This window comes from Burkholderia sp. 9120, from assembly GCF_000745015.1.
Classification (GTDB): Bacteria; Pseudomonadota; Gammaproteobacteria; order Burkholderiales; family Burkholderiaceae; genus Paraburkholderia.
Genome location: NZ_JQNA01000002.1, coordinates 1,828,498 through 1,841,398 on the forward strand (window position 1 = coordinate 1,828,498; position 12,901 = coordinate 1,841,398).

At 61.5% G+C, this 12,901-nt stretch carries 11 protein-coding genes; all 11 read right to left on the reverse strand.

Annotation, left to right across the window (positions count from 1 at the left end; translation table 11 throughout):
* Window positions 1–20: 20 nt before the first annotated feature.
* Window positions 21–596, reverse strand: a complete 576-nt coding sequence (locus tag FA94_RS16385; RefSeq protein WP_231584972.1) for an NADH-quinone oxidoreductase subunit B family protein — start codon at window positions 594–596, stop codon at window positions 21–23.
* On the reverse strand, window positions 593–1,315 hold the full coding sequence (locus FA94_RS16390) for a 2Fe-2S iron-sulfur cluster-binding protein (protein ID WP_035553032.1): 723 nt from the start codon (window positions 1,313–1,315) through the stop codon (window positions 593–595). The genes FA94_RS16385 and FA94_RS16390 overlap by 4 nt, the downstream gene beginning before the upstream one ends.
* Window positions 1,312–3,135 carry an NAD(P)H-dependent oxidoreductase subunit E gene (locus tag FA94_RS16395; protein WP_035553034.1) on the reverse strand — a complete coding sequence of 608 codons (1,824 nt, stop codon included), beginning with the start codon at window positions 3,133–3,135 and terminating at the stop codon, window positions 1,312–1,314. The genes FA94_RS16390 and FA94_RS16395 overlap by 4 nt, the downstream gene beginning before the upstream one ends.
* Window positions 3,136–3,146: 11 nt before the next feature.
* The gene (locus tag FA94_RS16400) at window positions 3,147–4,181 is read right to left on the reverse strand and encodes a zinc-dependent alcohol dehydrogenase (protein WP_035553036.1); all 1,035 of its coding nucleotides are present in this window, start codon (window positions 4,179–4,181) and stop codon (window positions 3,147–3,149) included.
* A gap of 40 nt (window positions 4,182–4,221) precedes the next feature.
* Window positions 4,222–5,676 (reverse strand): NAD(P)(+) transhydrogenase (Re/Si-specific) subunit beta, encoded by a 1,455-nt coding sequence (locus FA94_RS16405; RefSeq protein ID WP_035553039.1) that lies wholly within the window; start codon window positions 5,674–5,676, stop codon window positions 4,222–4,224.
* A gap of 10 nt (window positions 5,677–5,686) precedes the next feature.
* The gene (locus FA94_RS16410) at window positions 5,687–6,049 is read right to left on the reverse strand and encodes an NAD(P) transhydrogenase subunit alpha part 2 (protein WP_035553042.1); all 363 of its coding nucleotides are present in this window, start codon (window positions 6,047–6,049) and stop codon (window positions 5,687–5,689) included.
* A gap of 25 nt (window positions 6,050–6,074) precedes the next feature.
* The gene (locus FA94_RS16415; protein WP_051980608.1) at window positions 6,075–7,268 is read right to left on the reverse strand and encodes an NAD(P) transhydrogenase subunit alpha; all 1,194 of its coding nucleotides are present in this window, start codon (window positions 7,266–7,268) and stop codon (window positions 6,075–6,077) included.
* A 21-nt stretch (window positions 7,269–7,289) separates the two neighbouring features.
* Window positions 7,290–8,672, reverse strand: a complete 1,383-nt coding sequence (locus tag FA94_RS16420) for an NAD-dependent succinate-semialdehyde dehydrogenase (RefSeq protein WP_035553045.1) — start codon at window positions 8,670–8,672, stop codon at window positions 7,290–7,292.
* Window positions 8,673–9,031: 359 nt separating this feature from the next.
* Window positions 9,032–10,501 (reverse strand): NAD(P)H-hydrate dehydratase, encoded by a 1,470-nt coding sequence (locus FA94_RS16425; RefSeq protein ID WP_035553047.1) that lies wholly within the window; start codon window positions 10,499–10,501, stop codon window positions 9,032–9,034.
* A complete protein-coding gene (locus tag FA94_RS16430; protein ID WP_035553049.1) occupies window positions 10,476–11,849 on the reverse strand; it encodes a class I SAM-dependent methyltransferase in 1,374 nt (457 codons plus the stop codon). Before FA94_RS16430 ends, FA94_RS16425 begins: the two co-directional genes overlap by 26 nt.
* Before the next feature lie 55 nt (window positions 11,850–11,904).
* Complete coding sequence (locus FA94_RS16435; RefSeq protein WP_035553052.1) at window positions 11,905–12,783, reverse strand: PRC-barrel domain-containing protein; 879 nt, start codon at window positions 12,781–12,783, stop codon at window positions 11,905–11,907.
* Between the last annotated feature and the right edge of the window lie 118 nt (window positions 12,784–12,901).

Genomic DNA, 12,901 nt, shown 5'->3' on the forward strand with positions numbered 1-12,901 from the left:
GGCGGTTCAGTCTCCGGCGCTCAGTCGTAATGCATCAGTGCATGGGTCAGGAGCGGCGTGCGCCCGGCCATCAGGTCGTTCAGAAAACTCCAGAAAGCATCCGCCGAAGGCGGGCAACCGGGCAGAAAATAGTCCACATGCACGACCGCGTGGATCGGCCGTACCTGCCGAAGCAGCGGCGGCAGTTCGGGGTCGTTCGGAATCGCACTCCCTTCGCTCAGGCCGGGACGATCGTGATAGACCTCATTGAGCACATCGGCCAGATCGAAACGATTGCGCTCGGCCGGCAGACCGCCGTTGATTGCACACGCACCCATCGCCACCAGCGTCTTGCAGTTGGCGCGAAACGCGCGCAGCACCGCCACGTTCTCCGCGTTGCACACGCCGCCTTCGATCAGACCGATATCGCATTTGCCGACTTCCTTGATGTCGGTGAGCGGCGAGCGGTCGAACTCGACGTGCTCGATCAGCGTCAGCAGGCGTTCGTCGATATCGAGGAAGGACGTGTGGCAGCCGAAGCAGCCCGCCAGCGACACCGTTGCCACTTTCCACTTATGCGGTTGATGGGCGGTGTCGACATTCATGAGCGTGCTCACGAGGCCTCCTGCGTGTCGACGTCGGCGGCCGTATGCGGGTCGTAGCGGCGCACCCCGATCGGGATCACGAAGCCGCGCCGTTTCGGCAGGATCGCGCCCACCGGACAGATGCTCGCGGCGCGGTCCGATAGCGCCATGTCGCTATCGACCAGCAAGCCGCTCATACTGTTGACCACCAGATGCGTGCCGATACCGTGCCCGGCGATCGCAAACACCTCCTTGCCGTCGATGTCATGACTCGCCCGCACGCACAGTTCGCACAGAATGCAGCGGTTAAAATCGATCATCACGTCGGCATGGCTGGCGTCGATCGGGCGGCGCGGATAGAACTCCTGGAATAGCACGTCTTCCATGTTCATCTCGTAGGCCGTCGCCTGCAGCAGACAGTTGCCGCTTTTTTCGCACGACGGGCAAAAGTGATTGCCTTCGACGAACAGCATCTGCAGCAACATCTTGCGCTCGGCGTTGAGTTCATCTGTATTGCTTTCGACCACCTCGCCCGCAGCGGCCTGAAGGGTGCACGCCGAGCCAGCGCGACCCTTGACCTTCACCGTGCACACGCGGCACGACCCCTGCGGATGAAAGTCTGGATGCCAGCACAGGTGCGGGATATAACGCCCCGCGCGCCGCGCCGCCTGCAGAATCGTTTCACCCGGCTCGAAGGGTACGTCTTCGCCATCGAGCGAAAAGGTAGCGGCGGTTTGAACGGGCGTGCTCATGATGGAACCTCCAGAGGCGCGGTCGCGCCTTCTTGCCCGGTAATGCGGCGGGTGTCCGCCAGTTCGGCGTCGAGATCGAAAGCCGGCTCGAACCTTAGCGAGGTCAAACGCCGCTCGTAAGCGGGCCGGAACTTGACAATGGTGTCGTGCAACGCGTTGCACGCCGCGCCGCCCAGACCGCAATGCGTTGTGCCGTGCATCAGACTGTCGATATCGGACAGCACGTCGACGTCGCGGCGCGAGCCTCGACCGGCGGCGAGTTTGTCCATCGTCCTGAGCACCAGCGCAGTGCCCACCCGACACGGCGTGCAGAATCCGCAGCTCTCTTGCGCGAAGAAGCCGGCGTAGTTGCGCGCGACCTCGAACATGTCGCGTGAGCGGTCGAACACCATGAACGCACCTGCCGTCGGCACATCTTCGAACGCAATACGACGCCCGAACTCCAGCGCCGACAGGCACTTGCCGGACGGACCGCCCACTTGCACCGCCTGGGTGTCGCGCGCGCCGCAATCGTCCAGAATACGATCGATGCTGGTGCCCATCGGATACTCATAGATACCCGGTCGATCACAGTCTCCCGACACCGAATGAACGCTCGTGCCGGTGGATTTCGCCGTACCGATCGCCGCCCACCAGGCGCCGCCCTGCAGCGCGATATGCGTCGCGGCGCAGAGCGTCTCTACGTTATCGACCGCGGTCGGCTGCCCGAGGTAGCCGCGCTCGGCGGGAAACGGCGGCCGGATGCGCGGCGTGCCGCGCTTGCCCTCCAGCGACTCGATCAGCGACGACTCTTCCCCACACACATACGCCCCGGCACCCACATGAATCTCGATGTCGAAATCGAACCCCGCCTTCCCCAGAATCGAGGCACCCAGCAAATGCGCGGCGCGGCGGCGCTGCAGCACGTCAAGCAACGACTCGAGCAGGTAGCGATACTCACCGCGTAAATAGAGCATGCCGCGCCGCGCGCCGATGGCGAGCGCGCCGATCGTCATGCCTTCAAACACCATGTCGGGGTGCCGCGACAGCAGCACCCGATCCTTGAACGTGCCGGGCTCGCCTTCATCGGCATTGCACACCATGTAGTGTTCGCTGCCTTTTGCGTCCCGGCACAATTGCCATTTCATGCCGGTGACGAAGCCTGCGCCGCCGCGTCCACGGAGGTTAGAACGCTTCATCTCGTCGAACAACGCCGGTATGCCGCGTGCCAGCGCAGCTGAAATAGCTTTACCCGGATGGAGCGACGTGCCGAGCAGAACATCCGCGCGCCGCACGTGGTCGTTGACGCGGGACCATTGCGCCGGCCAGTCGGTCACCGGCACCCTCGCCTCGATCAACCCTGCGAGCGTTTCAACGCGCGCGGCGTCAAGTCGCGTCACCACCTGATGGTGATTGATCAATAATGACGGCCCCTGATCGCACAAACCCGTGCAGGAACAGAAATCCACGCTGACGCGACCGTCGGCACGCGTCTCGCCGCGCTCGACGCCCAGCCGCTGACACAGGTCGTCGAGCAACGACACGTTGTCAAGCATGCGGTCGGTGATGTTGTCGCTGAACAGCACGCGGTATTCGCCCACCGGATTGGTATGAAAGAAGCGATAAAACGTCGCCACACCCTCAACGTGAGCGAGGGTCAGGCCGAGTCCGTCGGCCAGATCACCCAGCATAGGACGTGGCAGCCAGCCGTGTTGCACCTGGGCTTCACGCAGAATCTGCACGAGCGCATGCGGACTACCGCCGTAGTGCGCCAGCAGCGCAGCGACCTGATCGCCCGGGACGTCGGCGAGCTGGGCAAGACCCGATGCGGAAGCCACCATGGCGTGCGCCCTCAAGCCTTCGCGAATTCGAGTACCACGCGCGACGGCACATCGCCATGCGCGAGGCGTTGGAACACGTTGTTGATCGCCGAGAGCGGCTGCAGTTCGATATCGGCCTTCACCCTCCCATCCGCGGCAAAGGCAAGTGCTTCGGCCATGTCGCCGCGATTACCGACGAACGAGCCACGAATGGTGATGCAGTTCGCCACGACATCGAACAACGGTGTCGGAAACTCGCCTGGGGGCAACCCTACCAGCACGCAGGTGCCGCATTTACGTGTCATGCCGACGCCCTGCTTGAATGCCCCGAGCGACGGCGCCGTGATCAGCACGCCGTGGGCGCCGCCCCCCGTGGCTTTGATGACAGCAGCGATCGGATCGCCATCTTTCGCGTTGACCGTAGCATCCGCGCCGAGGCGTTTGGCATGCGCGAGTTTGCCGTCGTCGATATCGACCGCACACACGTGCAGGCCCATCGCCTTCGCATACTGAACACCCAGATGCCCGAGACCGCCGATGCCCGAGATCACGACCCATTCACCAGGCCGTGCCTGCGTCTCCTTGATGCCCTTGTAGGAAGTGATCCCCGCACAGATCAGTGGCGCCGCGTCACGAGCCGCCAGATGCGCTGGTATGTGAGCGACGTAGTTCGGATCAGCGACGATGTATTCGGCGAAACCGCCGTTCTTCGTATAGCCGCCAAACTGCGCTTCGGCGCACACGGGCTCGCGGGCAGCAAGGCAAAACTCACAATGTCCGCAGGCAGAGTAGAGCCATGGCACACCTACACGGTCACCTTCCTTCACAGCCGTAACGCCCGCCCCAAGCGCGGTGACAATGCCGATACCCTCATGACCCGGCGTGAACGGCAATGAAGGCTTTAACGGCCAGTCCCCATTCGCAGCATGCAAATCGGTGTGGCATACACCACACGCTTCGGTTTTCACAAGAATCTGGCCTGGGCCAGGCTCAGGAATATCGAGTTCCTTGAGCACCAGCGGTTTGCCGAACTGTTCGACAACAGCAGCTTGCATTGTGGATGTCATGGCTTGTTCCTCGGTTGCGATAAACGGAGCGCTCTACCTGCTACGCCACAGCGGGCAAACCGAGCCCGCGGACCGCTTCGATCATCTTGATGAGCACGGCCTGGGCGTCGCCATAGACCATGTTGCAGTTGTCTGCGTAGAAAAGTGCATTGACGATGCCGGCGTAACCCTTGCCTTCGCCGCGCTTGATCACGAACACCTGCTTGGCGTGATCGGCGTTGAGGATCGGCATGCCGTAGATGGCTGATGATTTGTCGGTGCGCGCGGCCGGGTTCACTACGTCGTTGGCGCCGATTATCAGCGCCACGTCAGTCGTGGCGAACTGGTCGTTGATATCCTCGAGCTGAAAGATCATGTCGTAGGGAACACCGGCCTCTGCCAGCAACACGTCCATCTGGCCCGGCATGCGACCTGCCACCGGGTGAACCGCAAACTTCACCGAGACGCCGCCCGCCTGCAGCAGTTTGACGAATTCGTAGAGCTTGCCCTGCCCCTGCGAGACAGCAAGACCGTAGCCCGGCACGATGATCACCGAGGCGGCATAGCGCATCGCGATGCCGGCGTCGCCCGGCTGGGTAGGCTTGAGCTCGCCCTTGATCTTGCCCTGCTTGTGCTTTGACGCCACGTCACCGAAGTTGGTGAAGATCACATTGCTCACGGAACGGTTCATCGCCGTGGCCATTAGCAGCGTCAGCAACATGCCGGCCGCGCCCACCACCATGCCCGCGATCATCAATGCTGGGTTCTGTAGCACATAGCCTTCAATGCCGACTGCGAGACCCGTGAAGGCGTTGAAGATGGAAATCACCACCGGCATGTCGGCGCCGCCAATCGGCAGCGTCATCAGGATGCCCAGCGCCAGCGCGCAAGCGAAGAACACGTAGATCCACGTCGGCATCGCCAGGATCAACGCTGCCTTGTCCGCACTAGCGACGACGATGTAGGCACCCACGGCGACAGTCAACAGCAGGACCAACCCGTTGAACGCCTGCTGCCCTTTCACGCGGACCGGCTTGTTGATGACCCCATCAAGCTTGGCCCAGGCAATCAGCGAGCCCGACAGCGACACCGCGCCGATCAATGCGCCGAGCAAGGTCATGACGAGTGCGCCTGCACCCGGGGCCTTGTTGCCGAACAGTTCGACCGCAGCAATCGCGCCGGCCGCGCCGCCGCCCATGCCGTTGTAGATCGCCACCATTTGCGGCATGGCGGTCATGGCCACCTTGCGGCCGCCCCACCAGGCCACCCCGCCGCCCAGCGCCAATGCGACGACGGCGAGGCCGAGGTTGACAGGCAGATTGGGCCGTGCCGCCGCCCCCACGTCGAACGCGTACAGAAAGCTCGCCAATACGGCGACCGCCATGCCGATGCCGGCCACGAAGATGCCCGAAGGCGCCGTTACCGGCGACGACATGCGGTGCAGGCCATACAGGAAGAGAAAGGCAGCGGCGAGATCGACCGCGCCGATGCCGATGTGAGAGATCAGGATCAACATGGCGACGCCCTCAATGTTTCTTCACGTGGATGGACTTGACGGTACCGGTCTTGCCGTGCCCGCCGTGCCCCGCTGTGTGGTCGCTGGTCTTGAACATGGCGAGCATGCGGTCGGTGACCGCGTAGCCGCCCGCGGCATTGCCCGCGCCGAGCAGCACGGCAAAGAAACCGATGACCTGCTCCTGCACCGTGCTCGCGTTCAGCAGCGCATAGATCCCGCCCACCACTACGATGCCGTGCACGAAGTTCGAGCCCGACATCAGCGGCGTGTGGAGGATGGCCGGCACGCGGCCGATAATCACCCAGCCGGCAAACGCCGCCAGCATGAAGATATAAAGCGCGACGAAGCCGGAAATGCTGATCTGGAAGTCCATTGCAATGTCCTCAGTCGGGGCACGTTCATGCCGGAGTCACGGGAGTGGCTGGCTTCGCGTGCGGGCCTTTCGTATGCGGCCCGTGTGCCTCAGAAACGGCTTTCGCGGCCTTGTCGCTCTCATCGGCCTTGTTCTCGCCGGCATGCGTAAGCACCGTTTTAGCGAGCACCTCGTCGCTCCAGTCGATGTCGACGACGTTGTCTTTCATGAACAGCGCCAGCAGGTTGTACTGATTCTTCGCGTACAACTCGCTTGCGTCTTCACCAAGCAGCGAGGGCACGTTCAGCGGCGCTACAATCGTTACGTTGCCGATGCGTGCGGTCTCGCCTGGCCGCGTGTCTTCGCAGTTGCCACCCCCTTCGGCCGACAGATCGACGATGACGGAGCCCGCTTTCATGCCGGCGACCTGTGCGTGACTAATGAGCTTGGGCGAGGCTTTGCCGGGAATCGCGGCGGTTGTGATGATCAGGTCGGCGCTCTGGATGTGCTTCGTCAGCACCTCCGCCACCCTGGATTTTTCGTCGGTGCTCAATTCGCGGGCATAGCCGCCTTTGCCGCGCGCGTCGATCCCGGTATCGACGAAGGTCGCGCCCAATGAGAGCGCCTGCTCCTGGGTCTCGGGCCGCACGTCGTAACCCTCTACGACCGCGCCAAGCCGGTGCGCAGTAGCGATCGCTTCCAGCCCCGCCACGCCGAGTCCCATCACCAGCACGTGAGCCGGTCCGATCGAACCGGCTGCGCTGGTGATCTTCGGCACCACGCGAGCGAGGTGCGTGGAGCCGAGTTGCACCGCGTAGTAACCGGCGAGCGCGGACTGGCTCGACAGCGCGTCCATGGACTGCGCCCGCGTGATGCGCGGCACACGCTCCATCGCGAAACAGGTAATCTTCTTTTCGAGCAAGCGCTTCACGAGCGCCGGCTCGTTGTGGGCATAGATGAATGAAACGAGAATTGCACCCTCCTTCATCGCGCTGACCACTTCCAGCGCGGGAGGCTGCACGGCGAGCACGACATCGGCGTCTTTGACGAGCGCCGTGCGCTCGGCAATGAAGGCGACATCCGGGAAGGCCGCGTCGTCCAGATGAATGGCTGCGCCCGCCCCCGGCTGCATGTGCAGCCGGGCACCCAGTTTGACCAGTTTCGGGATCACGGAGGGCACGAGCGCCACACGGCGCTCATGTGCCAGGGTTTCCGTCAGAACGGCAACGTTGACATACATGGCGGGCTTTCCCTGTGGCGATCAGGCCGGTGCGTCGAGACGGGCAGTACGAACCAGCTTCGTGTTGACGAACTCCTGGATACCCATGTTGCCGAGCTCACGCCCGTAACCGGAGTCCTTGATGCCGCCGAACGGAAGTTCCGCATCGGACCAGTCGATGTTGTTAATAAACATCATCCCGGTTTCGACGCCGCTCGCCACCCGCTTACCGCGCGATTCGTCTGCCGTGAAGACCGAACCACCGAGGCCGAAGTCGGAATCGTTGGCCAGCGCAATGGCTGCAGCTTCATCCTTGACGCGATAGAACGACACCACCGGGCCGAAGAATTCGTCACGGAAAGCGGGATTGTCCGGCTTGATGTCCGTCAGGATCGTGGTTTCCATGAATGCACCCGGCCGGTCGATGCGCTTGCCGCCCATCACCAGCGTGGCGCCATGGGCCACCGCGCTGTCAACCTGTTTGAGCAGTTGCACGAGAGCGGCTTCCGTCGATAACGGGCCGTGCGTGGTTTTCTCGTCCATCGGGTCGCCGGCCTTCAACTCGGACAGCGCAGCCTGGAACTTCGCGAGAAACTTGTCTGCAATCGAGTCGACCGCGATGAACCGCTTGGCCGCGCAACAGGTTTGGCCGCCGTTATACATGCGCCCCCATACGGCCCACGGGATCGTCTTTTCGAGGTCGGCGTCGTCGAGCACGATGAACGCATCGCTGCCGCCTAGCTCCATCGACGTCTTCTTCAGGTTCTGTCCGGCTCGCGCGGCAATGCTTCGGCCGGCTTCGACGCTGCCAGTCAAGGCCACGCCCTTGATACGCGGATCGTCAATTACGCGGTCGGACTGTTCGTGCGAGATCAGCAGATTGGTGTAAGCGCCCTTTGGTGCACCTGCGTCGATCAGAAGCTTCTCGAAGGCAATCGCGCATTGCGGTACGCACCCGGCATGCTTGACCACCAGCACGTTGCCTGCCATCAGGTGTGGCCCCGCGACGCGGGCCAACTGGTAATACGGGAAATTCCACGGCTCCACACAGAAAAGCACGCCGAATGGGCTGTTTTCCATATGCGCCTCGCCGACTTTCGGATGCAGCTTGGTCGGCGCGAGGAAGGTTTGTGCGTGCTCTGCGTAGTAGGCGAGGATATCTGCGCTGAACTTCACTTCTCCGCGCGCTTCATCGATGCGTTTGCCCATTTCAAGGGTCGCCAGTTTGGCGAATTCATCGACGTTCGCGCGCATCAGGGCTGCGGCCCTGGAAATGATCTCTGCCCGCTGTGCGTAGGTTGTGTGCTTCCACTTATTGAAGCACGATTCAGCGGTGGCGATCGCCTCTTCAAGCTGGTTGTCGTTGAGCTCGTCGAAGCTCTTCAGGACCTTGCCGGTGTTGGGGTTGACGCTTTGGTAAGCCATGTTGGTACTCTCTTTAAATGAAAGTGTGCTTGAACCCTATCAATAGGCAGAAAGCACACGTCACACCAAAACCAGTCACTCAATTCGCCATCCTAACAATCAGTAAGAAATGGCGTTATATTCTGGTGCTGGACAATTCATCTGTCATTTCCGCATCTTGTCTCGACAAAGTTAATGAGTCGCTTCATCTACGGGGATGTTCCATCCTAGGCCGCACTGCACAGGAACAACAGCCTCGGAAAATACTCACTGCAGTTCGGCTTTGAACCCGCCGCGTCAAATTACCCGGGCGTATTCGTGAGTCGGCGCGCACAATACCTCGGCAATTGTCGACACGAGGATGGCGGGGCTGTCATTTTTTATGCCGCTACCAGCCCTCCAAGACCTCGTAACACGCCGGGAAGGAGGTCCGGCAGGTCTTCAGCCAGCAGCCCGGGGCCAAATGCCGCCGCCGCGGCGCCGTGCAGCCAGACAGCGGCAGCGGATGCAAGGAATGGCTCCATCCCTTGAGCCAAAAGGCCGAGCAGGATGCCGCTTAGTACATCCCCGGCGCCTGCAGTGGCAAGACTCGCCGGTGCATTCGCATTAACGATGGCGCACCCGTCGGGGGCAGCGATAACCGTATCGCTGCCCTTTATCACGATCACGGCATCGCTCAGACGCGCAGCAAAGCGCGCGCGGCAGAGCTTGTCACCCGTGACGTCGAACAGACGAACGAATTCGCCCTCGTGCGGAGTCATGACACACGGCCCGGCGATGGCGCCGAACAACAGATGCGGATCATCATGGAAACTCGACAACGCGTCGGCATCGAGCACCGTTGCCCGGCGAGTATTGAGCATCTCCAGCGTATGCGTTCGGGTCGCATCGCCTACACCCGCTCCTGGGCCGATCAGCAGGCCTGAGTAGCGGCGATCAGCAAGCAGTCGTTCTAAATCACCCGGTGCGGCAAGCGCACTCACCATAATGCTGGTGAGCGCCGCTGCGTAGACCGGAAGCGCAACCTCCGGCACTGCAATAGTGGTCAGCCCCGCACCCGAACGTGCCGCAGCGCGGGCGGCCATGCGGGCCGCCCCCATAGTCGGGTAGCCACCCCAGACGAGCGCGTGACCTCGCGTATATTTGTTTCCGTCGACCTGAAGCGCTGGCAGAGCGTGAGTCCACAACGCCGGATCGTTCTCGAACGTGTTCGGGCTGACCTGTTCGAACACCGATTCGGGTGTTCCGATGTCTGCCACTACCAGTTCACCACACAGCCTGCGTCCCGGCTGAAGCAGATGTCCGGGCTTCTTGCGAAAGCAGGTGATGGTGAGCGCTGCAGGCACTGCACCCATGTCGGCGCCGGTGTCGCCCATTAACCCGCTCGGGACATCGACAGCAACGATCGTCAGCTTGCGCGCCGCTGCAGCTGCCAGTGTCTGAGCTGCAGACCCCTCAAGCGCGCGGCTCAGGCCCGCACCGAAGATCGCATCGACAACCAGCGCGGCACCGTCCAGCGCGGCTGGCGTCATTGGTTCAACCGGGCCTCGCCAAAGTGCAGCGTGATAGGCCGCGTCACCGCGCAAGCTGTTCCTCGGCACAAGCAGCGCAATGCGCACTGGCCAATCGGCCTCAGCCAGCCGCCTGGCTGCGACGAAGCCGTCACCACCGTTGCTCCCCGGTCCGCACAATACGACAACGGGGCAGCGCGCCCAGCGTTTCTGGATTTCTTGCGCCACCGGCCGGCCCGCGTTCTCCATTAGCGCGACTCCGGCAATACCGGAGGCAACCGTGAGGCGATCCGCCTCCTTCATTTGCTGCGCATCAAGTAGTGCTGTCAGCGGGTTCATGTTGCGCCTCTTCCATGTCCGCCAATTCGTGGGGCCGAGCATGAGCCGCTAACCGTTGGCTATCGTCGCGGCACATATAAGTGCGATTGAAGGGATACTCGCTTTGCATAGCAAACAGTCCAGGCGCCCGCTGGTCGGGTGCCTCAACGATGCCATCGGGGCGGGAGGCAAGAACCTGAAACAGCGACGTCCAACCCCTCTCGAATCCCATCGCGGAACCGGCAAGGTACAGGCGGTAAGCACGGAGGATCCGTTCGGCATCTGGACCTAGCACGCGCCTCGCTTCACCGAGACTCGACTCCAATGCGTCGGCCCAGTGCCATAGTGTCAAGGCATAGTGCGGGCGCAAACATTCGGCGTCCACCGGCTCGAGATTTGCACGTGTCATCGCATCCAGCATGGCGCCGACATGCACTAGCTGACCGCCAGGGAAAATGTATTTTTCGACGAAATCCCCCATGCCGCCGTCGAGCGGGGCGTGCTCTGCGCCACCTGCTGTGATGCAGTGATTCATCAGAAGACCACCCGGCTTGAGCACCCGGTATATCTTGGCGAAGTATGGAATCAGGTTGGGCCGGCCTACGTGTTCGCACATGCCTACGGATGCCACCTTGTCGAATGGCCTCGATTCGTCGATATCGCGATAGTCCATTAAAAGCATGCGCACCCTGCCTTGCAAGCCCCTGGTTTCAATCAGCTGGTTGACATACTCGTATTGATTTCTCGACAGGGTGATCCCGGTAGCGTCAACGCCATAGTGCTCCGCCGCCCATAGCAGGAGCCCACCCCAGCCTGCACCGATGTCGATGAAACGCTCGCCATAACGAAGTCTGAGTTTTTTGCAAATCTGGTCGAGTTTCGCCTCCTGCGCGTCGGCAAGCGTCATGGACGGATGGGCGAAGTAAGCACACGAGTAAACCCGCTTCGGGTCGAGCCACAGGGCGTAGAAATCGTCGGACACGTCGTAGTGCCGCTGGATCTGCGCACTATCGCTCGCGCGACTGTGATGGCGGCGTTCCCATATGTTACGTTGGGCTCGATTGATTAAACGAGGGAGCCAGCCTTCCGCCTCCCGGGTGGGATCGTCGCCGAACAAGGCCGGTGCTGTCGCCATCAGGTCGCGCATATTGCCTTCGATTTCAAGGCGCCCTTCCACGTAATCTTCGGCTAACCGTCCGATCGCACCCTGCGCCAGATGCAGGAGCGTACGCATATCGCGGACAATGAATGCGAGACGAGGGTGGCTCGCGCCGAAGCGCTGTCCACCGGGAAGCCGGATGGAACACGCCAGCGGTAAATCGGCAAGGCGTTGTTCCGCCGTTCGGAGCAAGTGACGGGAAAGCGACATGAACTCCGCCTCGGTGGTTCAGTGGACAGAAATGGGGTACCTCAGCGCGACGAACTCACTCGGAGTCCGCTTTCGAAAGCGAGGTCTTCCAGTACGCGTCTACCTTTTGACTGACCTCGTCAAAGTTAGCGCCATTATTGAGCTGGGTGCCGCTAACCTCTGGCGCCGCCTTCATTGCACTGGGTGTTGCAGTCAGAACCAGGAGGCTGACGTTCGGCGTCACCTTGAAGTCTGCCCATGGAACCGGGACATATTTCTCATCGATTCCGAATACACCGCCCCGACCGATCACTAGATACGCAATCTTGCCGGTCTGCGGACTTGTCACGATGTCATGGACACTACCCAATGCTTCATCTTGTGGGTTGCGAACCTCGGTGCCGACAAGCTGGTCTGAATTGAACGAAATATTCTGACCGGTGACAGGCTGCGCGGAAGCAATCTGGCGCTGCTCCCAACCATTCATTCTCGCTAGCGGCGCGCTGTTGCCGTGCAAGCTGCTCACGTAGCTCTGGTAGATTCCGCGACTCGTGGTGAGTAGCGCTTCACATTGCTGCTGCTGACCGTGTCGAGCGAGAATATTTGCCGAGACTAGCAGAGCCCGAATTTCATAACCGGGACGGGCATCTCTGACGCCATCTGATGCGACAGCCGGGTATTCATCACCGGGGTAGCCGTACCAACCATACCCTGAGGTTGCGACGGGAGAGCCGTATCCGTAGCGGGACCCACCTAGCCAGTAACCGTCTTTAGCGATCGACAGGTTGAAGGCATGAAGGTCCGAGAGGCATTTCTGCGCTCCGCCTCCCACCTTGGAGGGTGCAGTGGTGTGAACGGCGGCAGTGCCAGCCGGGCTCCCCGCAGCTGAAACCGAACAGGCGAGTCCCAAACAGGTCGTCGCAGCCAGATACCCTGCCAATATAGATAATTGCATTTCGCTTTCCTCATTGTCACCGTTTAAGATAATTCGCAAATGCGAGCCCAGTTTGCGGCAGGCACCTTGATATTAATGAGCAGAGAGCAGTATGGGCAGACTCGGAAACTACTCACGA